A 25,493-nucleotide genomic window follows, 5' to 3' on the forward strand; every position below is an offset into this window, starting at 1 on the left:
AGCTATTCCTACGCTTGCCAGGGCAGAACATACAAGCGAGCTTGCTCGCGATTGCAGCGTGAAGCGAAGCCCGTGGTCTATGTTCGCCGAGCAACGGCCAAGATCTCTCCTACCGCAGACGTGCTCCTCGCGCTCAGAGAAGCCCACCCGCGTCGTATCGCTGAAATATCCCGTCGCTACCCTCGACCGTCCTACAACACACCAACAATCAGGGGGTCTTCATGAAACTCACATCGCTCGCCGCGGCGCTGCTGCTCGCGGCTGTCGCTGCACCGGCATCCGCCGTGTCCTTCGTCAATGGCATCGCCATTCCGGGCTCCACCGGTGATCTGTTCGGCAGCAGCGTGAACGACGGCCGGCTCGGCATGTTCTCCGACATCTACTACGACTCCAACCGCAACGAATGGTGGGGTCTGTCGGACCGTGGCCCGGGCGGCGGCACGCTGCCCTACGACGTGCGCGTCCAGCGCTTCACGCTCGACGTCAATCGCAGCACCGGTGCGATCTCCAACTTCCAGGTGGTCGATACGATCAAGTTCCGTAACGGCGCCGGCACTGTGCTCGGCGGCCAGTTCCCGAGCACGCTCGGTGGTTCTGCCAGCAATCTGGGCACCGCCTTCGACCCGGAAGGCATCGTGATCAACCCGCTGACCGGCCACCTGCTGGTGTCTGACGAATACGGTCCGTCGCTGTATGAATTCGACCGCAGCGGCACGATGATCCGCGCCTTCAACACGCCGCAGGCACTGCGCCCGGCGCTGACGGCCGGCGGCTACAACTATGACGGCGACGGCAATGTCGGCCGTCGCACCAACCGCGGCTTCGAAGGCCTCGCGATCTCGCCGGACGGCCAATACACCTTCGCCATGCTGCAAAGCGCGATGGTGGACGAGGGCGGCGCCAACGGCGTCTACAACCGCATCGTCAAGTTCGACAACGCCAGCGGTGAGGCCGTTGCCCAGTACGCCTACCGGATGGAAACCGCCGCTCAGGGGCGCGGCATCTCCGCGCTGGTGGCGATCAACGAGCACGAGTTCATGGTCCTGGAGCGCAACAACCGCGGCCTCGGCGCCGACGCCACCTTCGCCGGCACTGCCGGCAACAAGAACGTCTATCTGATCGATCTCGCTGGCGCGACCGACGTGACCGGCATCGACCTCGACGCAGCCGGCGTCAGCTTTACCGCCGTCAGCAAGAACCCGACGCCCTTCATCGACCTCGCCGCCAACAGTCTCCCGGAAACCGGCGGCGTGTCACCCGAAAAGTGGGAAGGCCTGGCCATCGGCCCGCAGCTCGACGACGGCTCGTGGCTCATCGTCGCCGGCAACGACAACGACTATTCGGTCACCCAGAACGGCAGCGCGGTGCAGTTCGACGTGCTGTTCAACCCGCTCACGCAACAGCGCATCCAGTGCCCGCTGGGCTCGACCGAAGGTTGCACGCTACACGCCAGCACCACGCCCTACAGCGGCAGCACCGACGGCTTCGAACTGATCCCCGGCGTGCTGCACGCCTACCGCGCCAGCCCGGCAGAACTCGCCGGCTACACCGCCCCGGTGCCCGAGCCCACCACCTGGGCCATGCTGGGCGCGGGTCTGGCGCTGATCGACGCTGTTGCACGTCGCCGGGTCGGCTGATGTCGGTTGCGAAGGAATGCCGCATAAGCGGCATTCCTTCCTTGAATGTAAATAGCCTTCATGGGTTTGTACGTACTCTCATCGGAACAGGCTGCGGACAAAGCCGGGTCATGACGGTAAACCGCACACTGTTCAGAGTGCCGGATTCGGTACATGTGCGAGCTTCATCGGGGCCGACGTGACGTCCTTTCATCCCGTCGTAGCTGTCCGCATATGGGCAAGGAGCATGGGAGCGCATCAGTGGCGGTCCATTGCCCGCTTGTCGAGCCGCGCCAGGCAATCCCGAAGAACCCAGAACGATTTCGGGGCGCGGAATTGCCAGTATCGTCGCTGTTCGCAACGTGAGCCACGAAGTGCCCCGACGCACCCCCAATCCCCCTGAAGCCCTTTTTCCGAACCGTGAGCACTTTCGCCGCTCGTTAGGCGCTAGTGCGATCTTGCGGGTTCCACGGCCTACTGAGTTCGGGAACGACGACGTCCCCTGTCAGTCCATCGACCGAGATGCCTGAAGGTCACTTGGCTGCAATCGTGACGTAGTACTCTCAGGCAAGTTGCGGTGCCGCATACCTTTAGGCTACTTTCAGAGCCTCTCTCTGCTGCTAAACCCAATGGTCACGTGCTTTCAAGTTGTTTTTGGCATGCGTGACGTGTCGATCGGTTGGGCTCGGATCCGTCGTAGGGAAGACGGCATCAACTCCAAACATCACAAAGCACGTGCTCTCTTGCGTTGTCGTTGCGAGCTCCTTTTTTCATTCTTATTCTGACTTTTACATGCGCATGAGCGACCCCAGTCAATCCGAGTCGGTAGTGAAATCTGGAAATCTGTCACTGAATCTTAATGATCTGATCCCTTGGCTTGTTTTGCTACTGGGTCTCAGCGCGTTGTACGTGCCCACGTTTAAAGAGCTCTTCGATACGTTGTGGTCGACCGATCAGAATGCACATGGCCCCATAGTACTTGCAGTTTCCATGTGGTTTCTCTGGTTCAAGTCCCGTGAAATCGGAGAGAAAGGTGACGTTGTGGTGAAGCCGGCTCCATTAGCTGGATGGGCTCTTCTGCTGCTCGGGCTGTTGTTTTACGTGGTGGGGCGATCGCAAGACTTCTATCTATTTGAGGTTGGCTCACTACTGCCAGTAATTGCCGGTGGGATTGTTATTTTTTTTGGCGTCTCTGTTCTGAAAAGGCTTTGGTTCGCCTTCTTCTTTATGTTTTTCATGATCCCGCTTCCCGGTGCGGTGATCGATACACTGACGCAGCCAATGAAGATCGCAGTTTCATGGGGTGCTGAGCACATTCTTTACGAGTTTGGCTATCCCGTCGCCAGGAATGGTGTGGTTCTAATGGTCGGACAGTATCAACTGCTAGTCGCCGATGCGTGTGCGGGATTGAATTCTCTATTCACTCTTGAAGCGCTCGGTCTCCTCTACATGAATCTCATGCGGCACGAATCCCCATTTCGGAATATTGTGCTCGCAATTCTGATCGTTCCTATCAGCTTTACGTCGAATCTTGTTCGGGTGATCACGCTATCTTTGATCACGTTTCACATGGGTGACGAGGCAGGTCAGGGGTTCTTGCATGCATTCTCCGGAATGGTCCTCTTTTTAACTGCCCTGCTGCTTATTATCGCCCTTGATGGACTGCTGCGGAAGGTGTCGATTAAGTTTCGCGATGTTGCTGTTTGATTTTTTGATAGGATTCCGGGTGTATGTTTTCAATTAGACTTCCGAAGATAGGGTTGAAGTCCGCCATTTCTGTTGCGCTAGCGCTGGGGGTGGCCGCCATGGCAGCAATCGCCGCGACCCCGGCCTTGGATATGTCCAGAGCGTTGCCAGAATTTGAGAAGATTGTTCCCGGAAGAATTGGGGGCTGGAGAGAGGTAAAGAGTCCGTATGTGCAAATTGCTGTCGCAACTGACGATCGTGGTCAAGCAGTGGCGGCTACCTACGATGAAACCTTGATGCGGACCTACGTTGATGACGCTGGCCATGCAGTAATGCTTGCATTGGCATACGGGTTGAATCAGCGACAGGAGGCGAAGATTCATCGACCAGAATTATGCTATGTCGCGCAGGGGTTCAAAGTACTCGCCATTGAGTCCTCACTCGCGCACGTACCAGGTGTTCCAGACGAAAAAGTAGTAATCAAACGCATGCTGGTCGAGGGTAGGGATAGAAAAGAAGCTGTCAGCTATTGGATTCGCGTAGGTAAGCTTTTTAGTGAAAGCGCTTTCGATACGCGCGTCTACATACTGGGCCAAGGTCTCAAAGGGGAAGTACCCGACGGGATACTGGTGCGTGCTTCGCAAATAGTCCCGCGTTCGATTGAAGGCGAAGAGCTTGAACGCATTTACGCCGTGCAGGAGAAATTTCTTTCAGATCTTGTTAAGGCCGTACCGGAAACCAGCCGAGCTTCGCTGACAGGGTGGTGAATCTCTTTATGCACATTTCAGTTGATTTTAAACGGCGAATAAAAAGTCTATTTATTGTGGTTTTAACGGCCGGCTGCGCATCACTGGTCGTGACTCCGTTGAGGGCGGAAGATTCATCATTCATGCTCGGTATTGCTGGGTCGATCAACGATCCGTCTGCCGCGTGGATCGCCGCTAAAGGCATAGGCGCAATGAGTGTGCGCCTTGATGCTCCATGGGCTCAAATCGAACGTCGCAAAGGGGAATATCAGATCCCCCCCAGGTTAATGCGTGCTATCGACGATATTAAGTCGAACGGGCAGGAACCTTTACTTATTCTTGCTTATGGCAATCCACTGTACGGTGGTGACAAGCCAAAGGCACGAGAAGCAATTGAAGCGTTTGCGAAGTACTCAGAGTGGCTGGTGAAGGCGCTTGACGGAAAGGTCAGGTATTTCCAGCTGTGGAACGAATGGGAAACAAAGGTGGGCGGTACCACCCCAGGAAGCGCGGACGATTATGTTTCCTTCGCGAAGGTCGTTGTTCCTGTGATTCGTAAAGCGAGTCCTCAGGTTGTGCTGCTTTCCAATGGAATATCATACCCAGGGTTTAAGGACGGCTGGATAGAACGCTTCTTGCAACTGGGCGGCGCTGCACTATTCGACGGCATCGCATTACATCCATATGTGTGGCATGTCCGGGCCGACTGGAGACCTGAGGCCAGTATCCAAATGGTAGATGCCATTCACGAGAAAGCAGTTGCCGCTGGAGGCGGAGCGCCCGTAAATATATTCATAACAGAGATTGGGTATCCGACCTTTGAGGGAGAGCTTGGGACCAGTGAGCAGTCAGCCGCATGGTACCTCACTCGTTTCGTTCTGCTCTCCTACTCCAGGCCATGGATCAAAGGCATATGGTGGTACGGGATACGTGACCAGGGCTCAGACTCGAGAGAGAAGGAACATCGGTTCGGTGTATTTAGTCATGACATGCAACCCAAGCCGGCATCTTTCGCTTTCAGGAAAGCAGCGGAGCTTGTGTCCTCGGATGTAAGAGGAAAAATTGAGAACGTCGAAGACCTCTATACTTACAAATCCACGAACGGTCTTTATGAGGTGACTTGGAAATCATCCAAGCCGACGTTGGGAAAGCTATCGTCATTCATCCAGAGGTCCTCGGACGACTCTTCCGGTCGCCCCGTTGTCATCGAACGAAAGTCACCTAAATGACATTCACTCTTGGCCTGTTACTCGCAACAGGCGTTCTTGCTGGGTTGCTCATCAGTCTTGTTTTTCCTCTGCGCCTTCTTACATTTCTTGCAGGTGGCCTTTCGACGCTGCAAATATATACATTGCCGATTGGCAACGTCTTCTTTTCAGCCTCTCATCTCGGCGGACTCGGTGCATGGAGAGTACTCGGGAAACAGGATGTGTGGAGCTTTGGCTGGTACCGCGCAATTGCAGCTTTGGTGTTGATCCAAGCACTTGCGATGTTGTGGTCACCGGAACCTTTCCTGGCCTTCCGTCAGGTGATCTATTGGCTGCCCTTCCTCTTCGTTGTGCCTGCGGTAATCGAGATGTCCGTTCGAGACAGAGCGTTCGTTGAGAAGATCATCCGAATCGCACTGATAACCAGTGCGATTGAAGCAATGCTTGTGATTGCATTTCGAGTTTCGCCTGAGTTGGAAGGGATGTTCCTTTCTTCTCCAATCTCTCGGCTATTCATATCAGCCAAGCTTCTGTCCGAAGTTGGAAATGGAGCTTATACGGTTTTTGATCCAGGCAAGGCTGGTGGGGTTTTTATCAACGCGAATGTCGCGTCAGCGTTTTTGGGCTTTTCTGCGATGGTGGCTTGGGGCGTTGCTCGTGCATTCAAGTCGAAGCTTCTTTTGTGGATCGGTGTGCTCGACATAGCCGCAGTGTTCTTCACCGGTTCGAAGGCGGGCATGGCACTCGCTGTTTTTTTTCCTGCATTGATATTCTCAAGACATGTCATTCGCTCAGGGCAAGTCAATATAAAGTTTGCCGCCGCAGCATGTTTCTTGTCGGCAGCGATCGGTCTCGCCTTATATTTGGGTTATGAGTACTTTCTCGAAAGTCGCTACGTCGCAAATTCTGAAAAGACACTTTCCTATCGGCTTGCTATCTGGGAATTTGCATGGATCGTTCTGCAAAAGAACCCGTTCATTGGCATCGGTTTTGGCGGTTGGGAACTTGATTGGCCTGTTTTCGCGCGAAGCAGAGGGCTGAATCCGTTCTTTCCGCCACATAATTCATTCATTGCCATCTACGCACAGAGCGGTTTGATTGCGGTCACCCTTGGTTTTATTTACTGTTTCAGTATTCTTAGATACTTGTGGCGGACTCTGAAAGTCAATGATCCTGAGGTCAAGCGCCTTGGGGAGGGGTTGCTGTGCGCTGTGCTATGGATGCTCATACAAAGCCAGGCCGAGAATTACGGATTGATTGGTGAGGTACACCTGACGCCCCTATTGGCGACGGTACTGGGTTACATGGTTTTTCGGTTCCGAGAATTGAATGAGAAATGACACAGAAGTGACAAGCGCTCCGGTAGCCGCAATCGTAAGGCTTCAGCTCTTCAAAGCATCCGAGGTCTTTATTTCCGAGCAAGTCAATGCGTTGACGAGGTTCCGCCCAGTTTTAATCGGACGGGACTGCGTCGGCTCTCCAAAGAACGATTTCGAGTACCGCGTTATGGCGCCTGCGAGCCGCCCGCTTCGAGCGATACGAGCAGGATTTGGGACAGATTCTTTTTTTCGATCTGCACTTGCGGATTACAAACCTTCAGTTGTTCACGCGCATTTCGGCATTGATGCAGTTGCTGTAATGAACTCAGCACAATCCTTGGATTTGCCTCTAGCAACGACTTTCCACGGTTTTGATGCGACAACGCGTTTTGATCGTCTATTAAGGTCCGGAAGTCCTTCCCTGATTCGTTATGCGCTTGGACGTAATCGATTGTCAAGGCAAGGCGATCTCTTTATTTGCGTTTCGGATTTCATAAGGAAAAAAGTACTGGAACTGGGCTTTCCGGAAAACAAGGTTGTGCGACATTATATTGGCACCGATGTAGCTCGTTTCGATGCTGTTTCCGCAGAACGCAACGAAGGGGTGCCGATAGTCCTCCATGTTGCGCGTCTGGTGGAAAAAAAGGGAACCGCTTACCTCTTGGCCGCGTTCGCGCGCGTCCGGCGCCAATGTCCGGATTCACGCCTTGTCATTATCGGTGAAGGCCCTCTTCGTGCGCAGCTCGAGGCCCAGATTGACGACTTGGGGTTGGGTGATTCAGTAGAGATGCTTGGTGCGTGCTCTCACGATGAAGTCCTGCAATGGCTTAAGCGCGCCTCGATATTTGCGTTGCCGAGTGTTACCGCTTCAGATGGCGATACCGAGGGGCTGCCTATTTCCATAATTGAGGCTGCCGCAGCGGGGTTGCCGATCATTTCTACATGGCACAGTGGGATTCCCGAGGCCATACAGGATGGCGTAGGAGGTGTTCTCGTAGCAGAACGGGACACCGCCGCATTGGCAGATGCTCTTCGGCTGCTGCTGTTAGATCCTCAAACAAGAACTCGTATGGGTACGTCTGCACAGCAGTTCATACGCGAGAACTTCGATATACGTACTCAGACGAAAAAGCTTGAAGAGCTCTACGCCCGGATTAGATGACCATGCATATTCTTGGTGTAAGTCGCACTTTGCCCTTTCACAGCATCGGTGGAATGCAGGCGATCGCGTGGGATCTGTTCAAAGAGTTTGTTCAACTTGGGCATAGAGTGACTGTGGTTACAACACGTATTCCAGGCTACCCTGAAAAATTCGTGGAAGATGGGGTTGAGGTTGTTGCCTTGCAAAAGGCTGCTCCAGAACGCTACACGAGAGCGTGGTGGATTGAATCACGACGAGAAGTCTCGAAAATGTCGGGCGGTATTGACGCTGTTCTTAGTATTAGCGCTGCGGCAGCTGGATTACTTCCAATACGGACGAGGTTGAAGGGGGTGCCCTTTCTTTTTCAAGCACACGGTACTTCATGGGGTGAAATTCTCTCGAAATGGAGTTCCGGAAGGCCTCTGCAATATCTTAAGTCAATAAAGAACTTATATTGGTTGTTCAAAGATATATTAATTTACCGAGGTTTTGATGAGGTAATTTTGGTCGGTGATGTGTTGGAGAAACAGTTTGCGTCTTGGCCGCTAACTGTGTTAACCACCCACGTCTCTAAGATGGTTATTAGAAATGGTGTAAATACATCTGTTTTTGCGCCTGACTCTGAAGCAAGGAGGCAAGAGCGCGCTCGACTGGGTTTGAATGATTTTAATCGATTGGTTGTCTTTGCTGCCCGAATGCATCCGCAGAAAGGTGGGCGTCAAGTATTGCTGGCATTTAGTAAACTGAATCGGGTTTCCCCTGAGTCACATCTTCTTATGATAGGCGGGGGGGAGGACGAAAAGAATCTTCGCCTAATGGTTGTTAAACTTGGCCTGTCATCTAGGGTTCATTTTACTGGGGCGGTCTCGCGCGATAAGGTTCCAAAGTTGCTTGCTGCTGGCGATGCGTTTGTTTTTCCAACGTTGCGTCAAGAAGGATTGCCGATGAATGTTTTGGAGGCGCTCGCAACTGGGCTGCCAACTATTTGTTCGGACTCTATGCGTGGTGTTTTTGATGCAGACTTGCCTATTCAATATGTGAAGCCTGAGGATATAGATGGTTTGTCGGATGCCATGAAAGATGGGGTGATGCGCGGTGCTGAAAACAGATCTTTACTTTCAGAGGATTACACCCTCCGCCTTTGTGCAAAATCCTACATTGATCGCCTAGAGTTTTGGATGAAGCGGTAAATTATGTTCTCGGTTGTGCGTGTTCTTGTCTTGGGTGGGTTGGTGGGGAAGATGCTTGGCGTACTCCGCGAGCTTCTATCTGCCTGGCTTTTTGGGACAGGTCTTGTCGCCAATTCGTATAGACTTTCCCAGTCTGCGTATCTAATACCTCTTCATGGTTTTGTCTCGGATGCCGTAAATGGGGGCTTTTCGCCTCGTTTTTCAGTGTTGAAATCAACGGATCCGATCAAAGCGCGTGCTTTGTTTGCATGGCTCCATTTAATACTGCTTGTATTGTCGATTGTCGTTGCGGCTTTTTTGGTTGTTTTTTCAACTCAGTGGGCGAGGTTCTTGGCACCGGGGTTCGGCCCCTCAGCAATTGCTCTTTCGTCCGATTTCATTCGGGTTTTGGCAATATCGCTCCCGTCATATGCGGTTGTCTCTCTTTATTCGGCCGTTGATCTTTCGGCGGGCTCTGGTGCTATATCTGCTGCAAGGGCTTCGATTCAAAGTTTAGGTTTGATAATCGGTACCCTGCTTGCTTGGTTAATGGGGCAACCACTTTTTATTGCTGGCGGCTTTGTGGTGGCCTATTTTTTGCTGAGCTTTTGGGGCGCCCGTGTTGCGCTCGGCCACGGGATGAGTTTCTCCGTTTTTGATTGCTTTAATAATGCGCGAAGTGAACTTATCGATGTCTGGAGATCGTTCAGGACATTGATTTGGATCCCTGTTTTGCTGCAGGTCCATCAAACTATTGAGAGACAAGTCGCGTCTATTGTTCATCCCGATGCAATATCGGCGTTAGATTACGCACGGTTTGTTAGTGATACCCTTGTCGTTCTCGTGGCGGTGCCATTTGCGACAGCCGGTTTGTCAACAATGGCAAGGATGAGTGATGCAGAGTTTATTGCCGGTGCATCTAGATCTTTTCGGGTTCTGTTGCTGATTGGCGTTCCAGTTTCCGCTATTTTTTTTCAGGGTAGCGAGTTTATTGTTCGCTTGCTTTTTCAGCGAGGTGCTTTTGGCGAAGGTTCTGTACTAATCACTAGTGATTTGATGGCGGCACTGTCGGTTGGGGTGTGGGGTCAGCTGATTGGATACGCAGGAGGGCGCTTTCTCAGCGCAAGAGCACGGAACGCTGAGGTGCTCGTAATAACTGCGATTAGTGTTTTCGCAAATATTGCGGTCAACCTTAGTTTGGCGCGCGAGTTCGGCGTCGCCACGATGGGTGTTGCAGCAGCCGTAAACGGTATCTTGTTTGGAGGACTTGCTCTCTGGCGAGTAGGTTTAGATAAGTCCTGTTTTAAATTTCTTCTGCAGGTTATTTTCTTCGCGGTTCTTTATTGCCTTCTTGTTCAGCTTTTATTTTCTTTTTCTGATGGGGTGTTTTCGTTCTTCGGTGTCACGGCTCTCTTCTGGCTGTTTGTTTTATTTTCCTCTCGGCGAATGAAAGACGTATTCCTTGATTTGCTTGCGATATTGCGCCGTGGGCAGTAATTGCATTGATTTTAGGGTTTTTGTTTATGCGAGATATAGTGCTTCTTTCTACTGCTGACTGGGATAATCCGTTTTGGACAAATAAGCAACATGTAGCATGCGAGCTCGCGAGGCGAGGTCACAGGGTTCTCTATGTTGACTCTCTCGGGTTGCGCCGCCCTTCGGCTAGCACGCAGGATTTGACGCGAATTCTAAGGCGCCTCAGAAAGGCGCTCCGTGCGCCCCGCGAAGTACGGGCCGGCGTATGGGTGTGGTCGCCCCTTGTTATTCCATTTCAGCGTTTCGGCTGGATACGGACCTTGAACAGACTTCTGCTGCGGCTGGGGCTTCAGTTCAATCTGTGGTGGTTAAGAATGAACAGAGATCTGTTCTGGACCTATAATCCGATGACAGTGCGATTTTTCGATCACAAGCGATTCAAGCAGACGATCTATCACTGTGTGGATGAAATTAAGGCTCAACCCGGAATGCCCGTTGATGAGATTGAGCGGGCCGAAGATGAGCTTGTTCGTGCCGCAGACCTGTGTTTTGTAACGGCGGAGCATTTGTTGGAAACAAGGCGCAGACTCAACCCTAATACGCATTACTTTTCGAATGTCGCAGATTTTGAGCACTTCTCCAGAGCGATGGATTGTTCTGTTGACATTCCGAATGATTTGACGGTTCTTCCACCTCCGCGAATAGGCTTCATTGGCGCAATCAGTGGTTATAAGGTTGATTTCTCATTGTTGCGCGCGATGGCTGAGGCACATCCCGATTGGTCTATTGTGCTTATCGGGAAGGTCGGTGAGGGCGATCCGTGGACTGACGTATCTTCGCTCAAGGATCTCGAGAATATTCATTTCATCGGTCCAAGAAGCTACGAATCCCTTCCTGCATATCTCAAGGGATTTGATGTTGCGATCCTTCCCAGCATGATCAACGAGTATACGCGAGGTATGTTTCCAATGAAGTTCTTTGAGTACCTTGCTGCGGGTTGCCCTGTCGTGTCCACACGTCTTCATGCAATTTCTGGGTATGCAGGTGTGGCTTACCTCGCGGATGATCGGTCGGATTTTATTAGAGGTGTCGAACAGGCGCTTTCAGGTCATTGTGCACGATTGCCCGAACGCCTTGATGCGGCGAGAGATCAGACATATGAACGCCGGACGGAAAGGATGATGCAGCTGGTTGGCGAATCGACATGAGTTCCTCACCTATGCGAGTTGCAATCATTCATGACTGGTTGACTGTGTATGCCGGCGGCGAGAAGGTTCTCGAACAGATGCTTCATGTTTGGCCGGACGCGGATCTTTATTCCGTCGTTGATTTTCTGAGAGATGATCAACGTGGTTTCATTCGTGGAAAACGAGCGTGCACAACTTTCATTCAGAGATTGCCAAAGGCGAAAGATAAGTATCGGAGTTATCTTCCGCTGATGCCGCTGGCAATTGAGCAGCACGATCTTTCTGGTTATGACCTCGTTCTTTCTTCGAGCCATGCGGTTGCCAAAGGAGTGTTAACTGGCCCCGATCAAGTGCATGTGAGCTACGTTCACTCTCCTATCCGTTATGCGTGGGATCTTCAAAGTCAGTATTTGCGTGAGGCGGGGCTTCTCAGTGGGTTAAAGTCCTGGATTGCTCGGTCTATTTTGCATTACATCCGTCTATGGGACTATCGTACTGCAAATGGCGTTGATCAGTTTCTCGCAAATTCTGAGTTTATCGCGCGTCGTATTCGTAAGGTGTACGGGAGAGACTCAGCAGTTCTTTACCCTCCTGTAGATGTCGATCGATTTACAGTCGGAGTTGAGAAAGATTCATTTTATTTGACGGCGTCTAGGATGGTGCCTTACAAAATGATTCCGTTAATCGTTGAGGCTTTCTCGAGGATGCCCGAGAAGACTTTGATAGTTATCGGAGATGGCCCCGAGTTTGGGCGCGCGAAGGCTGCCGCGGGATCCAATGTCCAATTACTTGGATTCCAGTCGACCGATGTAATGGTGGAGTACATGCAAAAGGCTCGCGCTTTTGTTTTTGCAGCCGAAGAGGATTTTGGCATCACTCCGGTCGAGGCGCAGGCTTGTGGGACTCCTGTAATCGCTTACGGTAAGGGCGGTGCTCTTGAAACCGTCGTCGGCGCGGAGGGTGGAAGCTCAAGAACAGGGGTGTTTTTCGGCGCGCAGACGGTGGAACAGATCTGTGAGGCAGTCCGCACATTTGAGTGCTTGCCGATTCCGATCTCGGCGGATGCATGTCGCCGCAATGCGGAGAGATTCTCTGTGGAGGCTTTTCGTTCAGGACTCCGCGAGCTTGTGGATGGCGCTATACGGGCACACCACTCGAACTACCGATCTTGTTCTGAACAGCGTTGAGTAGCTGTCTTCCATTGGCTTCGATGTTTTTTCGGGAAAATTATGAAGATCACCGTAATCGGCACCGGGTACGTAGGCCTGGTCTCCGGGGCCTGCATGGCCGAGATGGGCAACGACGTGCTGTGTCTGGACCTTGATCCGGAGAAGATCCGCATCCTGAAGGAAGGCGGCATTCCGATCCACGAGCCGGGCCTGGACGCGGTGGTTGCGCGCAACGTCGAGGCAGGGCGGCTGCACTTCACGACGGACGTGGCCGAGGCGGTGCGCTTCGGCACCATCCAGTTCATCGCCGTGGGCACGCCGCCGGACGAGGACGGCTCGGCCGACCTGCAATACGTGCTGTCGGCCGCGCGCAACATCGGCCGGCTGATGACCGACTACAAGGTGGTGGTCGACAAGAGCACGGTGCCGGTGGGCACGGCCGACAAGGTGAAGGCGGCGATTGCCGACGAACTGGCCAAGCGCGGTCAGGAGATGGAATTCGCCGTGGTGTCGAACCCGGAATTCCTGAAGGAAGGTGCGGCCGTTGAAGACTTCATGCGTCCGGACCGCATCGTGGTGGGTGCCGACGACGAGCGAGCCATCCACCTGATGCGCGCGCTGTACGCCCCGTTCCAGCGCAACCGCGACAAGCTGGTGGTGATGGACGTGCGCAGCGCGGAACTCACGAAGTACGCGGCCAACGCGATGCTTGCCACGCGGATCAGCTTCATGAACGAACTGGCACTGCTGGCCGACCGGATGGGTGCCGACATCGAAATGGTGCGCCAGGGCATCGGCTCGGACCCGCGCATCGGCTACCACTTCCTGTACGCCGGCTGCGGCTACGGCGGCAGCTGCTTCCCGAAGGACGTGAAGGCGCTGATCCGCACCGCACGCGAGAACGGTCAGGACCTGAAAGTGCTGCAGGCGGTGGAAGACGCCAACGACGTGCAGAAGATGGTGCTGGTGGACAAGATCGTCGCGAAGTTCGGAGAAGATCTGTCGGGCCGCCGCTTCGCGCTGTGGGGCCTGGCGTTCAAGCCCAACACCGACGACATGCGCGAGGCGCCGAGCCGGGTCATCATCAACGAACTGTTCCGTCGCGGCGCGACGGTGACGGCCTACGACCCGGTGGCGATGACGGAAACGAAGCGCATCTACGGCGACGAGCCGCGGCTGACGCTGGCCGACAAGCCGATGGACGCGCTTGAAGGCGCGGACGCGCTGCTGATCGTGACGGAGTGGAAGGAATTCCGCAGCCCGGACTTCGAGCGGATCAAGTCGGCGCTGAAGCAACCGGTGATCTTCGACGGACGCAATCTGTACGAGCCGGAGGTGCCGCGCGCCGCCGGCATCGAGTACTCGGCCATCGGCCGGCGCTGAAGTAAGCCAGCAAGTTGCGGCGCAGACCAATTACGGACGTCAACGATGTTCGCAGAACGGCTACAGCTGATGGCAGAGGCGGCCTGCGGCTTTGCCTCTCGCACGGCGCGAAGGGTGATGTCTGATGAGAATAAGGGGCACTTCCTTCTTCTGTTGTTTTCCGTAACACATCTTTCGCTAAAGTAGAGTGCGTGCTTGACGTTGATTGCGTCAGTTCACGTTTTTTAACTGAAAAGGGCAAGCCCAGCTGAAAGGTTGGGTACGCAAAGTCTCCGGTCTAAGGGAAGCTCCGTCTTCTACGATAGCGGGATTGCCAGTGGTTCTCCTCTTGTCGCTCGTCCTGAGCGCGGGGTACGTCCTCCTTGCCCGGCAGCATTGAATTTTTCTGATGCTGTGTTCATATCGGGAGTTCCCGGATGCATACCCCCAAATCGCTTGTCGTCCAGTTCTTTCGTTCTCTGTTGAGAACGCAGTTGTTTCACACTCGTGGATCGCGCAATTTCTTGGCAAGGGTGCGGGTATGCATGATGGCGCTGCTGATGTCGGTTCTGGCATCTGGCGCACAGGCAGGAACGATACTGGATCAGTTTGAGGACCCGGATCTCACCGGCTGGAGCATCTATCGGATACCGGCGACCAGCGATGTTGGCTCGATCAGTCCTGTCGCCGGATATCTCGGATCCGGCGGTCTTGCTCTTAACTACAACTTTACTTGCACAACGGTAGATACGACTTGCGGCCAGGCTGCAGCAGCGGTCTTCACGTTGCCGCAAGCGATGACGCCGGGAGTTGGCATTGGTTTCATGACGCGTTCGTCACCGGAGGTGACGTTGTACGTGCGCGTACTGGACGAGAGCGGACAGACGTTGCAGTACCGGGCACCGAGGCCGCTGCAGGGGTTTGATCCGCAGGCGTGGTACTCGGTGGCGATAGACCTGAGCAAACCTACGAGTTACTGGGGAGGCGCGAACAGCGGGGCGATCCAGGGCAAGGTGAAGGCTATCTGGGTGCTGGGCGAGAGCCGAATTGGACGCTCGATCAGCGGAGTCGTGTCGATCGATGATCTGGTGATGCTGACCGCATTGCCGGCAGAGCGCGTGCTGACGTATGTGAATGGCAAGGCGTTGCTGGATGGATTCGACAACCGGACGATGGTGGAGCCGTGGTCGTTTGCCAAGAGCTCCGTGGCGGGTACGGCAGGCAGTGTTGTATCGGGAGCAGGGCATTCAAGCACGCGAGGGCTCGCGCTGAACTACGGCTTCACGTGTGCAACGGTCGGCGCGAACTGCGGGCAGTACGTGATGGCGCAGCTGGAGTTGTCGGAGCCGTTGGTCGCCGGACTTGGGCTGCGTTTCATGACCCGTTCGTCGCCGGAGATCACGCTGTTTGCGCGCGTGGTGGATGAGAGCGGTCAGACGCTGCAGTACCGCGTTGCACGGACGGTTGAGGGCATTGATCCGGCGGTGTGGTACGAGGCAGCAATCGACTTTGCGTTGCCCATGGGTCACTGGGGCGGCGCGAACAGCGGGCGTATCCAGGGGAAGTTGAAGGCGATCCAGATTGTTGCGGAGAGCCGCGTGGGCAGGGCGATAAGCGGAGCGGTGTTGATTGACACGGTATCGATGTCGTCGGAACTGCCCGCGGCGCGCACGCTGAGTTACACGAACGGTCGCTTTCTGCTGGATGGACTGGACACGCGAGCCATCTATGAGCCGTGGTCATTCGGTAAATCGGGAACGGGCACAAGCGGCGGATTGAGCCTGGTTACAGGGCATGCGAGCACGCGCGCACTGGGTCTGAACTACGGTTTCACCTGCACGACGGCGGGAAGCAGTTGTGGTCAGAGCGTGACCGCGACACTGAATCTGGAGCAGGCCCTGCCGGCGGGGGGCGGCATCAGTTTGATGACCCGTTCTCCGGCTTCGGTGCGATTGGTATTGCGCGTGCTGGATACGAGTGGCCAGACGCTGCAGTACGCGTTGGCACGTCCGTCGGAAGGTAGCGACGGTATGACCTGGTACGAAGCGAGCGCTGATCTGAGCAAGCCGTCTAGCTATTGGGGCGGAGCGAACTCGGGCTCAATCAGTGGCTACGTCCGTGCGATCACTGTGCTTGTGGAGAGCACCGGAGGCGTTGCGACATCGGGCAGCGTTTCGATTGATAGCCTGAGCATGCTCCAGTTGGCGCCCTTGCCCTCCTTTGTCGCGGGTAAGGCTGTTCTTGACTCTGCTGAGTCGCCCAACCTTCCTGGGTGGAGCTTCACTAGCCTGGGTAACGGAGTAGGAGGGGCGATAGAAGGGGCGGCGGGTTACGCGAGCACCCAATCGATCGGACTGAACTACGCGTTCACATGCATAGCGGGCGAAGCGACCTGCAACCGTGCTGCAGCAGCGGTCTTCACGTTGCCGCAAGCGATGACGCCGGGAGTTGGCATTGGTTTCATGACGCGTTCGTCACCGGAGGTGACGTTGTACGTGCGCGTACTGGACGAGAGCGGACAGACGTTGCAGTACCGGGCACCGAGGCCGCTGCAGGGGTTTGATCCGCAGGCGTGGTACTCGGTGGCGATAGACCTGAGCAAACCTACGAGTTACTGGGGAGGCGCGAACAGCGGGGCGATCCAGGGCAAGGTGAAGGCTATCTGGGTGCTGGGCGAGAGCCGAATTGGACGCTCGATCAGCGGAGTCGTGTCGATCGATGATCTGGTGATGCTGACCGCATTGCCGGCAGAGCGCGTGCTGACGTATGTGAATGGCAAGGCGTTGCTGGATGGATTCGACAACCGGACGATGGTGGAGCCGTGGTCGTTTGCCAAGAGCTCCGTGGCGGGTACGGCAGGCAGTGTTGTATCGGGAGCAGGGCATTCAAGCACGCGAGGGCTCGCGCTGAACTACGGCTTCACGTGTGCAACGGTCGGCGCGAACTGCGGGCAGTACGTGATGGCGCAGCTGGAGTTGTCGGAGCCGTTGGTCGCCGGACTTGGGCTGCGTTTCATGACCCGTTCGTCGCCGGAGATCACGCTGTTTGCGCGCGTGGTGGATGAGAGCGGTCAGACGCTGCAGTACCGCGTTGCACGGACGGTTGAGGGCATTGATCCGGCGGTGTGGTACGAGGCAGCAATCGACTTTGCGTTGCCCATGGGTCACTGGGGCGGCGCGAACAGCGGGCGTATCCAGGGGAAGTTGAAGGCGATCCAGATTGTTGCGGAGAGCCGCGTGGGCAGGGCGATAAGCGGAGCGGTGTTGATTGACACGGTATCGATGTCGTCGGAACTGCCCGCGGCGCGCACGCTGAGTTACACGAACGGTCGCTTTCTGCTGGATGGACTGGACACGCGAGCCATCTATGAGCCGTGGTCATTCGGTAAATCGGGAACGGGCACAAGCGGCGGATTGAGCCTGGTTACAGGGCATGCGAGCACGCGCGCACTGGGTCTGAACTACGGTTTCACCTGCACGACGGCGGGAAGCAGTTGTGGTCAGAGCGTGACCGCGACACTGAATCTGGAGCAGGCCCTGCCGGCAGGTGCAGTTATCAGCTTCATGACGCGATCGCCTGTACATACCCAATTGAGCTTACGCGTAATAGATGAGAGCGGCCAGACTCTGCAGTATCGATTGATTCGACCGTTGGAGGGGTACGACCCCGTAGTTTGGTATCAAGTGCATGTCGACTTGGCTAAACCGAGCACCTATTGGGGCGGGGCGAATAGCGGGGTAATTTTTGGGCGACTGATTGCTATTTCCGTTTTGGTTGAAAGCGGGGTGGACCAGCAGGTTAGTGGGACCGTGTCACTTGATGCAATAACCATGCTATCAACTGCCCCTGAGTTACAAGAGAAAGCGTTTTCAGACGGCGCACTCAGCATCGACACATTCGACAGTCGAGAAGTAGCAGCACCATGGGTATCGGGTACATCCGACGCTCGGACAACAGCCAGTGTTGCGATTGCGGAAGGTTATTCAAGCAGAAACGCCTTGTCGCTAGCCTATAGTTTTTCTTGTGAATCATCGAACTCATGTGGCACATATGCAGTGGCTGACTTCAGTCTTCCATTTCCGCATCAAGCGGGGGCTGCGTTCCAAATGAGGGTGAAGCATGCAGCTGATGTTAAATTGAAACTGAGAGTTCGAGATCAAACTGGGCAAACGCTTCAATATGAGGTTGAGAGAACGCTTGAAGGGCAATACCCTGATCGGTGGTATCTCGCAAACGTTCGCCTCGACACTCCCGAGACCTATTGGGGCGGAAGCCAGACGGGCAGGATCGGTGGAAGCGTCGTGGGAGTCTCTTTGATAGTCGAGAATACGCTTCAAATACCCGGCGCAGGTACGGCTCTGTTCGATGATCTAAGAGTCGTTGAGATGCCAATTGATAGCCATTTCATTGATTTGCAGGCTGTTTCGCTTATTGCCCCTCCCACTACTGCTCGCTTGGTGGGCAACCGTTTCGGAGTGGCAAACCACACTAGAACAATTTCAACTCCTTACGAAAAGGCCAGCTCCGCCGGATTGTCATTCGTTCGAATGGACTTGAAGTGGGAAGCTATCGAGGTGGACGGCTTCTTTAACTTTTCTCATTTTGATACGGCTTTGTCGCTGGCTGAAGCAAACGGACTGGGGATGCTTTTTATTATCGACTATGGACACCCTTCGTACGATCTATCCACAGTTGATGGAATGAAGGGGTTCGGACGGTTTGCCGAGGAGGCTGCGCGGCGCTATGCTGGACGCAATGTCCGATTTGAAATATGGAATGAACCGGATCATCCTCAGTTCTGGTTTGGCAATCCGAATCCGATCGAATACGCCAATCTGTGCAAAATTGCCGTGGCGGCCATAAGAAAAGTCAACCCATCTGCGATAGTCTCCACTGGAGGGCTGACGAAATTCAATTTCAGTTATCTTAAGGCTATGCTGAATTCAGGGGGCGCGACAAACTTCGACGCGATTTCCGTTCATAGTTACGAAGAGGATACGCCGGAACTGATTGTCGATGGAGTGGTAATGTCTAGAGAGCTGATCGAGAGAGCCACGGGGAGAGAATACCCTCTGTGGATGACAGAATCAGGCTTTTCGAATGGCCGGGTTCCCGGACTCGCATCGTCAATCGAATTTCAGGAGATTCAGGCTCAGTACTTGACACGGAAGATGCTGACTTTCTGGGCGTTGGATCTTCCTCTTGCGGTGTGGTACAGCTTGGTTGACCGTGGCATCGATCCCATTGAGAGGGAAGATAATTTTGGGATGCTTTTTAACGATTTTTCTGACAAGCCGTCCATCAATGCAATGCGAGTTTTCTCGGATAACCTCGGGTCACAGACATACATGGGTTTGCATGATCATTTGCCTCCAAACATGCATGCGATGTCTTTTGAAAATTCTACGGATCGCACCCTTGTTGTTTGGCAAGATGGTCTGGGAAAGACTGGCCGGATTTCTATCTCCTCAAACAAATTAATCGACGCTCAAGACTATCTGGGCAGAACGATTACAGGGGACTGGGGTTCAGATGGGTTGGTTTCATTCGAGCTGACAGATCTCGGAGGCCCGGTTTACATAAAATTTAGAAAATAATTGATACGCAAATCAGGAAGGCGCTCAGTAAAATGTATCCCCCCTTAGCGGCGGGCCGAGCTTTTCGAGTTCGGCCTCCTCAACCGGCTCATACAGCCGCGAACGGGTCAGGAAGCGGATGCCCTCCGGCGATTCGATCGAGAAGCCGCTTCCACGGCCCGGAACGACGTCGATGATGAGGTGGGTGTGCTGCCAGTACTCGAACTGCGACGCGCTCATGCAGAAGGGCATGCCGCCGATTTCGCCGAGGAGCACGTCGGAGCTGCCGAGTATGAATTCATTGCGCGGGTAGCACATCGGGGCGCTGCCGTCGCAGCAGCCGCCGGATTGATGGAAGAGCAGGGCGCCGTGTTTGGCGGCGAGTCTGGCGATCCATTCGAGCGCCGCGGGGGTGGCGCTGACGCGGGTGACCATGGGTTCTCCTCCTGCGTGGGTTCTAGTGTAAGTGACGACCGTGCTGTGCCGGGGATGGTTGCCGGCGCAGGGGCGGTTGGACGGATGCTGATCGTCGTAGGAGCGGTCTTCTGACCGCGACCGCGGCGGTAAGGGAAGCGTCGGTGCATCATTACCGGCCCTGTCGCGGTCAGAAGACCGCTCCTACATGGTCAGCGCTGTCGACGAAAAAAAAGGGGCGCCCGAGCGCCCCTTTCTCATTGCTGCCTCAGAAGAAGCCCAGCGCCTTCGGCGAGTAGCTCACCAGCAGGTTCTTGGTCTGCTGGTAGTGGTCCAGCATCATCTTGTGCGTTTCGCGGCCGATGCCTGACTGCTTGTAGCCACCGAACGCGGCGTGTGCCGGGTAGAGGTGGTAGCAGTTGGTCCATACGCGGCCGGCCTGGATGTTGCGGCCGAAGCGGTAGGTGCGATGCACCGAGCGCGACCACACGCCGGCGCCGAGACCGTACAGCGTGTCATTGGCGATCTGCAGCGCGTCGGCTTCGTCCTTGAAGGTGGTCAGGGCGAGCACCGGGCCGAAGATTTCTTCCTGGAACACGCGCATCTTGTTGTGGCCCTTCAGCACGGTCGGCTGGATGTAGTAGCCGCCGGTTTCCGATTCCTGACGCTTGGCGCCACCGATCAGCACTTGCGCGCCTTCCTGGCGGCCGATGTCGATGTAGGACATGATCTTTTCGGCCTGGTCGGAGCTGGCCTGGGCGCCGATCATCGTTTCGGTGTCGAGCGGGTGGCCGCCGCGCACCTTGGCAACACGGGCGATGGCGCGCTCGATGAACTGGTCGGCGATCGATTCCTGCACCATGGCGCGGCTCGGGCAGGTGCACACTTCACCCTGGTTCAGCGAGAACATGGCGAAGCCTTCGAGGCACTTGTCGAAGAAGTCGTCGTCCTTGTCCATCACGTCGTCGAAGAAGATGTTGGGCGACTTGCCGCCCAGTTCGACGGTCGACGGGATTATGTTCTGGGACGCATATTGCAGGATGAGGCGGCCGGTCGTAGTTTCGCCGGTGAAGGCGATCTTGGCGATGCGCGGGCTGGTGGCCAGCGGCTTGCCGGCTTCGATGCCGAAACCATTGACGATGTTCAGCACGCCCGGCGGCAGGATGTCGGCGATCAGTTCGGCCAGCACCATGATGGAAACCGGGGTCTGCTCGGCCGGCTTCAGGATGATGCAGTTACCGGCGGCCAGCGCCGGAGCGAGCTTCCACGCGGCCATCAGGATGGGGAAGTTCCACGGGATGATCTGGCCGACGACGCCCAGCGGCTCGTGGAAGTGGTAGGCGACGGTGTCGTCGTCGATTTCCGACAGGGAACCTTCCTGAGCGCGGATGCATCCAGCGTAGTAGCGGAAGTGGTCGATGGCCAGCGGGATGTCGGCAGCCAGCGTTTCGCGGATCGGCTTGCCGTTGTCCCAGGTTTCGGCGACGGCCAGCATTTCGAGGTTGGCTTCGAGGCGGTCGGCGATCTTCAGCAGCACGGCGGCACGGCCGGCCGGCGAGGTGCGGCCCCAGGCGTCGCGCGCCTTGTGGGCGGCGTCAAGCGCGAGTTCGATGTCGGCGGCCTGCGAGCGCGCGGCCTGGCAGAAGACCTTGCCCGTGACGGGAGAGACGTTGTCGAAGTATTGACCCTCGACAGGCGCCACCCACTTGCCGCCGATGAAGTTGTCGTAACGGGGCTTGAAGGTGATTTTCGAACCGGGTTGGCCGGGGTCGGCGTAACGCATGTACTTTCTCCTCGTGTTGTCGATTGCCCCTGCGGTCGGCCACAATGCATGACAGAACAACACAGGGTCACCGCGCACGCTAATACGGCGCAGGTAGGTATCCGGTAGGTAGCTTGCAGGTTGAGTGGTGGAGCGAGACCAATGACAGCTTCTAGTGCAAGTCTGGCGGCACGCCGGCGGCGCATCGAATCGATCCGGCGCGGCGAGCGCACGGTCGGCGAGCGCATCGTGGTGGTCGGCATGGACATCGCCGGCTCGTGGCAGCGCTCGCGCGAGGCCGTGTCGGAAACCTGCTCGGCAGCGCCGATCGACGCTGACGCGCCGGACTGGACGACGACCCCGTACGGCGAGGCGGTCAATTCATGCGTCGACGAACTGGAAACCGTGGCCCGCGAGAGCGGCATGGTGGCGGCGGTCAGCGATGCCGACGGCCGCCTGCTCTGGACCGGTTGCAGCCGCAGCATGCGCACCCGCGCCGAACGCGTGCATTTCGTGCCCGGCGGGCGCTGGGACGAGCGCTCGGTCGGCACCAATGCGCTGGCGCTGGCGCTGCGCTACCGTCGCCCGGCCAGCGTGTTTTCGGCAGAACATTTCATTCCGGCCGTGCAGGACTGGGTATGCTACGCCGCACCGGTGCGCGACGCCGGCAGTGGCGAGGTGATGGGCGTGGTCGATCTGTCGACCACCTGGAACCGTCATTCACCGCTGGCGCTGCACGCGGTCGAGCGCTTTGCGCAGCGCGTGTCGCAGGCGCTGCAGTCGTTGAGCCACGCACCGGTGCTGCGCCTGCGCATGCTGGGCACACCGCAGGCTTTCCTGCAGGGCAGGGCACTGGCGCTGTCGCCGCGCCAGCTCGAAATCCTGTGCCTGCTGACACTGCATCCCGAAGGGCTGGATCTGGAAAGGCTGCACGCCGCGCTGTACGGTGATCGCCCGGTCGGTGTGGCGACGCTGAAGACCGAGGTGTCGCAGCTGCGCGACCGCCTGGGTGGTGCCATCGGCTCGCGTCCTTACCGGCTGCTCGTCAACTGGCAGGCGGATTTCCGCGACCTTGAGCAGGCACTGGACGCCGGCCGTATCGAAACCGCGCTCGCCTGCTACCGCGGCGCCTTCCTGCCGCGCACCGAAAGCCCGCTGCTGCGCGCTTGGCGCGACTGCCTCGAATTCCGTCTGTCGGACGTCATCTTCCGTGTCGACGATCCCGATGTACTGCTGAATCACCTCGGCCAGTCACCCGAGGCGGTCGACGCACTGCAGCGCCTGGGCGAACTGCTGCCACCGGATCACCCTGGTCGGCAACTGCTGGCAAGGACTTTCGGCGAGGTCTGACGGACGCCGCGCCGGCTCTTCCCCGCAGGGTCGGCGTTGATCCAATCGTGTGGTGTGCAAGTGCCGTGTCGCGGCCAAGGCCGCTCCCACAGGAAATGCGCCCGATTTGCCGTCGGAGCATGGGCTGGGTTTCTGTGGAAGGGGTGTTCTGACCCCGACAGTGGCCTGTACCGGAGCTTGCGGCCTGTCATCGCCGCGTAGCGGCCAAGGGCGCTCCCACAGGAAACGAGTCCGATCTGCCGTCGGAGCATGGGCGGGGTTTCTGTGGGAGGGGTCTTATGACCCCGACAGCGGCCCGTATCGAAGCCTGCGGCCTGTCATCGCCGCGCCGCGGCCAAGGGCGCTCGCACAGGGGGCGCCTTCGTGCTTCCGCCTGTCTGCCGGGCCTCAGTCAAGCCAGACCGCGTCCCAGTGCGGATAGTCGCCTATTCGAGTGACGAGCCCGGCGCGCAGCGGGTTGGCGACGATGTAACGTGCGACCGCTCTCACGTCGTCGTCTTCTCGGATCGCCCGGTCATGATAGCCAGCCTGCCAGATCGGGCGCCCTACTTGATGTGCGCTGATGCTCTTCATCGTGCGCATCAGGGTGGGCAATGTGCCGCCCTCTCCAAGCTGGATAAGCCAATGCAGATGATCAGGCATCAGCGCGAAACACAAGCTTCTGGAAAGAGTGCGCTCGGCGGCGCGATACATGACCCGGATGACTGTTCTCGCATGGCCGAGGTCGATGAATACAGGCTGGCGGTACTGGGTATTTACGGTCACGTGATAGATCTGACCGGATAAGGACACCCGTCCGTCGCGCAGCCGATGATATCCATGGTTCTGATCCATGCTTTCATCATATATCGGGTCCGCTGATTGTGTGGTTGTGAAAGCAGCCTTCTGCCGGGAATGGGGCTATGAAGGATGATCACCGGCCGTGTCGGGGTCAGAAGACCCCTCCCACAGAAGCCCTGCCCGGGCCCAGGCCGCGGTCTGGCGCCCCTCTCCTGTGGGAGCGGCCTTGGCCGCGACGCGGCTTCTGCGGACCGTTGACCTCGATCCATGCTGGCACGGCAAGAAGAGCGCGATGCGGTCGGCTTCCTCACTGCGAGCGGTCGACAGGTGAGCGGTATACTTCGGCCGACTTCACGCTAGGAGCCCTGATTTGATCCGTATCAGCAGCCAGTTCGACAGTGGTGCCATCGAGGTGCTGGACTGTTCGGACGCGTCGAACATCCGTCTAGCTCTGCCGGCCGACAATGCGGCGGATTTCCGGCAATGGTTTCACTTCCGCCTGCAGGGGGCGCGCGGTCAGGCTTGCGTGCTGAGCTTCGAGAACGCCGGGCAGTCGGCGTATCCGAGTGGCTGGGACGGCTACCGCGTGGTGGCGTCCTACGACCGGCGCAACTGGTTCCGGCTGTCCGCCGGCCAGTACGATGGACAGCGTTACAGCTTCCGCATCACGCCGGACTACGACAGCGTCTATTTCGCCTATTTCGAGCCCTATGGCTGGGATCGTCACCTCGATCTGCTCGGCGCGGCGGACGCGGCGCCGGTGGCTTCGGTCGACGACCTCGGGGCAACACACGACGGACGCGACCTCAACCTGATCACCGTCGGCCGCCCGGCTCCGGGCAAGCGCAAGGTGTGGATCACCGCCCGCCAGCACCCGGGCGAGACGATGGCGGAGTTCTATGTCGAGGGGCTGCTGGAAAGGCTTTACGACACGTCCGACCCGGTGTCGCGCCGGCTGCTCGAACGCGCCTGCTTCCATATCGTGCCGAACATGAATCCGGACGGTTCGGTGCGCGGCAATCTGCGCACCAATGCGCGCGGCTGCAATCTGAACCGCGCCTGGCGCGAGCCGGACATGGATTTCAGCCGCGAAGTGGCGCTGGTGCGTGATCGCATGTTGGCGACGGGTGTGGATGTTTTCCTCGACATCCACGGCGACGAGACACTACCGTTCGTGTTCATCGACGGTAACGGCATGGTGCCGGGCTTCACCGAGGCGCAGGGTGCGCAGGAGAAGCGTTTCTGCGATGCGCTGCTGGCCGCCAGCCCCGATTTTCAGGTGGGCGAGGGCTATGCGCCGGACCGCTTTACCGACGAGTTGCTGACGCTGGCGTCGAAATGGGTGTTCAACCACTTCGGCTGCCTTTCACTGACGCTGGAAATGCCTTTCAAGGACAACGCCCATCTGCCCGACGGACTGTTCGGCTGGAGTGCCGCCCGCAGCCGGCGCCTCGGCGCCGCGACGCTGCAGGCGCTGCTGGCCGTGCTCGACCGCGACTGACCCGTCTGCGTCCTCCTTGCTTTTCTCACCG

The 25,493-nt window shown here is 56.7% G+C and carries 17 protein-coding genes and 1 riboswitch; of the genes, 14 read left to right on the forward strand and 3 right to left on the reverse strand.

Annotated elements, in window-relative coordinates; translation table 11 throughout:
• The first annotated feature begins 221 nt into the window (after window positions 1-221).
• The 12 genes from IV112_RS03100 to IV112_RS03155 all read left to right on the forward strand — a co-directional run bounded on the left by IV112_RS03100 (window position 222) and on the right by IV112_RS03155 (window position 19,676).
• Complete coding sequence (locus tag IV112_RS03100) at window positions 222-1,637, forward strand: esterase-like activity of phytase family protein (RefSeq protein ID WP_304000995.1); 1,416 nt, start codon at window positions 222-224, stop codon at window positions 1,635-1,637.
• Window positions 1,638-2,414: 777 nt separating this feature from the next.
• Entirely contained in the window at window positions 2,415-3,323 is a 909-nt protein-coding gene (xrtB, locus tag IV112_RS03105; protein WP_304000996.1) for an exosortase B, read from the forward strand.
• Between the two features lie 53 nt (window positions 3,324-3,376).
• On the forward strand, window positions 3,377-4,069 hold the full coding sequence (locus IV112_RS03110; protein ID WP_304000997.1) for an exosortase C-terminal domain/associated protein EpsI: 693 nt from the start codon (window positions 3,377-3,379) through the stop codon (window positions 4,067-4,069).
• Window positions 4,066-5,277: a hypothetical protein gene (locus tag IV112_RS03115; RefSeq protein WP_304000998.1), complete on the forward strand. Its 1,212-nt coding sequence runs from the start codon at window positions 4,066-4,068 to the stop codon at window positions 5,275-5,277. The genes IV112_RS03110 and IV112_RS03115 overlap by 4 nt, the downstream gene beginning before the upstream one ends.
• Window positions 5,274-6,596 (forward strand): O-antigen ligase family protein, encoded by a 1,323-nt coding sequence (locus tag IV112_RS03120; RefSeq protein ID WP_304000999.1) that lies wholly within the window; start codon window positions 5,274-5,276, stop codon window positions 6,594-6,596. The genes IV112_RS03115 and IV112_RS03120 overlap by 4 nt, the downstream gene beginning before the upstream one ends.
• Window positions 6,586-7,737: a glycosyltransferase gene (locus IV112_RS03125; RefSeq protein ID WP_304001000.1), complete on the forward strand. Its 1,152-nt coding sequence runs from the start codon at window positions 6,586-6,588 to the stop codon at window positions 7,735-7,737. The genes IV112_RS03120 and IV112_RS03125 overlap by 11 nt, the downstream gene beginning before the upstream one ends.
• Before the next feature lie 2 nt (window positions 7,738-7,739).
• On the forward strand, window positions 7,740-8,906 hold the full coding sequence (locus IV112_RS03130; RefSeq protein WP_304001001.1) for a glycosyltransferase family 4 protein: 1,167 nt from the start codon (window positions 7,740-7,742) through the stop codon (window positions 8,904-8,906).
• A 51-nt stretch (window positions 8,907-8,957) separates the two neighbouring features.
• Window positions 8,958-10,382, forward strand: coding sequence for a murein biosynthesis integral membrane protein MurJ (gene murJ / locus IV112_RS03135; protein WP_304001002.1), 1,425 nt, complete (start codon window positions 8,958-8,960; stop codon window positions 10,380-10,382).
• Window positions 10,383-10,681: 299 nt separating this feature from the next.
• The gene (locus IV112_RS03140; RefSeq protein WP_304001003.1) at window positions 10,682-11,569 is read left to right on the forward strand and encodes a glycosyltransferase; all 888 of its coding nucleotides are present in this window, start codon (window positions 10,682-10,684) and stop codon (window positions 11,567-11,569) included.
• A complete protein-coding gene (locus IV112_RS03145) occupies window positions 11,566-12,735 on the forward strand; it encodes a glycosyltransferase family 4 protein (RefSeq protein ID WP_304001004.1) in 1,170 nt (389 codons plus the stop codon). The genes IV112_RS03140 and IV112_RS03145 overlap by 4 nt, the downstream gene beginning before the upstream one ends.
• A 42-nt stretch (window positions 12,736-12,777) precedes the next feature.
• Window positions 12,778-14,100: a UDP-glucose dehydrogenase family protein gene (locus IV112_RS03150; RefSeq protein WP_020164791.1), complete on the forward strand. Its 1,323-nt coding sequence runs from the start codon at window positions 12,778-12,780 to the stop codon at window positions 14,098-14,100.
• A gap of 226 nt (window positions 14,101-14,326) precedes the next feature.
• Window positions 14,327-14,418: riboswitch (cyclic di-GMP riboswitch) on the forward strand.
• Between the two features lie 206 nt (window positions 14,419-14,624).
• Entirely contained in the window at window positions 14,625-19,676 is a 5,052-nt protein-coding gene (locus IV112_RS03155) for a cellulase family glycosylhydrolase (protein ID WP_304001005.1), read from the forward strand.
• A 24-nt stretch (window positions 19,677-19,700) separates the two neighbouring features.
• Here the strand turns inward: IV112_RS03155 and IV112_RS03160 are convergent, their stop codons facing one another.
• Both IV112_RS03160 and adh read right to left on the reverse strand, forming a co-directional pair.
• A complete protein-coding gene (locus IV112_RS03160) occupies window positions 19,701-20,090 on the reverse strand; it encodes a DUF779 domain-containing protein (protein ID WP_304001006.1) in 390 nt (129 codons plus the stop codon).
• Between the two features lie 247 nt (window positions 20,091-20,337).
• The gene (gene adh / locus IV112_RS03165; protein WP_304001007.1) at window positions 20,338-21,852 is read right to left on the reverse strand and encodes an aldehyde dehydrogenase; all 1,515 of its coding nucleotides are present in this window, start codon (window positions 21,850-21,852) and stop codon (window positions 20,338-20,340) included.
• A gap of 141 nt (window positions 21,853-21,993) precedes the next feature.
• Here adh and IV112_RS03170 point away from each other — a divergent pair, with 141 nt between their 5' ends.
• Window positions 21,994-23,181: a helix-turn-helix domain-containing protein gene (locus tag IV112_RS03170; RefSeq protein ID WP_304001008.1), complete on the forward strand. Its 1,188-nt coding sequence runs from the start codon at window positions 21,994-21,996 to the stop codon at window positions 23,179-23,181.
• Between the two features lie 387 nt (window positions 23,182-23,568).
• Here IV112_RS03170 and IV112_RS03175 read toward each other — a convergent pair whose 3' ends face one another.
• A complete protein-coding gene (locus IV112_RS03175) occupies window positions 23,569-24,015 on the reverse strand; it encodes an REP-associated tyrosine transposase (RefSeq protein WP_304001009.1) in 447 nt (148 codons plus the stop codon).
• A gap of 316 nt (window positions 24,016-24,331) precedes the next feature.
• Here IV112_RS03175 and IV112_RS03180 point away from each other — a divergent pair, with 316 nt between their 5' ends.
• The gene (locus IV112_RS03180) at window positions 24,332-25,462 is read left to right on the forward strand and encodes a M14 family metallopeptidase (RefSeq protein WP_304001010.1); all 1,131 of its coding nucleotides are present in this window, start codon (window positions 24,332-24,334) and stop codon (window positions 25,460-25,462) included.
• The last annotated feature ends 31 nt before the right edge of the window (window positions 25,463-25,493 follow it).

The sequence above is a fragment of the Methyloversatilis discipulorum genome (assembly GCF_018780585.1).
Lineage (GTDB): Bacteria > Pseudomonadota > Gammaproteobacteria > Burkholderiales > Rhodocyclaceae > Methyloversatilis > Methyloversatilis discipulorum_B.

Excerpts from the sequence above, each read along its gene's own strand:
- IV112_RS03100 (WP_304000995.1), top strand. The coding sequence starts at position 222 with ATGAAACTCACATCGCTCGCCGCGGCGCTGCTGCTCGCGGCTGTCGCT.
- xrtB (WP_304000996.1), top strand. The coding sequence starts at position 2,415 with ATGAGCGACCCCAGTCAATCCGAGTCGGTAGTGAAATCTGGAAATCTG.
- IV112_RS03120 (WP_304000999.1), top strand. The coding sequence starts at position 5,274 with ATGACATTCACTCTTGGCCTGTTACTCGCAACAGGCGTTCTTGCTGGG.
- IV112_RS03125 (WP_304001000.1), top strand. The coding sequence starts at position 6,586 with ATGAGAAATGACACAGAAGTGACAAGCGCTCCGGTAGCCGCAATCGTA.
- IV112_RS03130 (WP_304001001.1), top strand. The coding sequence starts at position 7,740 with ATGCATATTCTTGGTGTAAGTCGCACTTTGCCCTTTCACAGCATCGGT.
- murJ (WP_304001002.1), top strand. The coding sequence starts at position 8,958 with ATGCTTGGCGTACTCCGCGAGCTTCTATCTGCCTGGCTTTTTGGGACA.
- IV112_RS03145 (WP_304001004.1), top strand. The coding sequence starts at position 11,566 with ATGAGTTCCTCACCTATGCGAGTTGCAATCATTCATGACTGGTTGACT.
- IV112_RS03150 (WP_020164791.1), top strand. The coding sequence starts at position 12,778 with ATGAAGATCACCGTAATCGGCACCGGGTACGTAGGCCTGGTCTCCGGG.
- IV112_RS03155 (WP_304001005.1), top strand. The coding sequence starts at position 14,625 with ATGATGGCGCTGCTGATGTCGGTTCTGGCATCTGGCGCACAGGCAGGA.
- IV112_RS03160 (WP_304001006.1), bottom strand. The coding sequence starts at position 20,090 with ATGGTCACCCGCGTCAGCGCCACCCCCGCGGCGCTCGAATGGATCGCC.
- adh (WP_304001007.1), bottom strand. The coding sequence starts at position 21,852 with ATGCGTTACGCCGACCCCGGCCAACCCGGTTCGAAAATCACCTTCAAG.
- IV112_RS03170 (WP_304001008.1), top strand. The coding sequence starts at position 21,994 with ATGACAGCTTCTAGTGCAAGTCTGGCGGCACGCCGGCGGCGCATCGAA.
- IV112_RS03175 (WP_304001009.1), bottom strand. The coding sequence starts at position 24,015 with ATGGATCAGAACCATGGATATCATCGGCTGCGCGACGGACGGGTGTCC.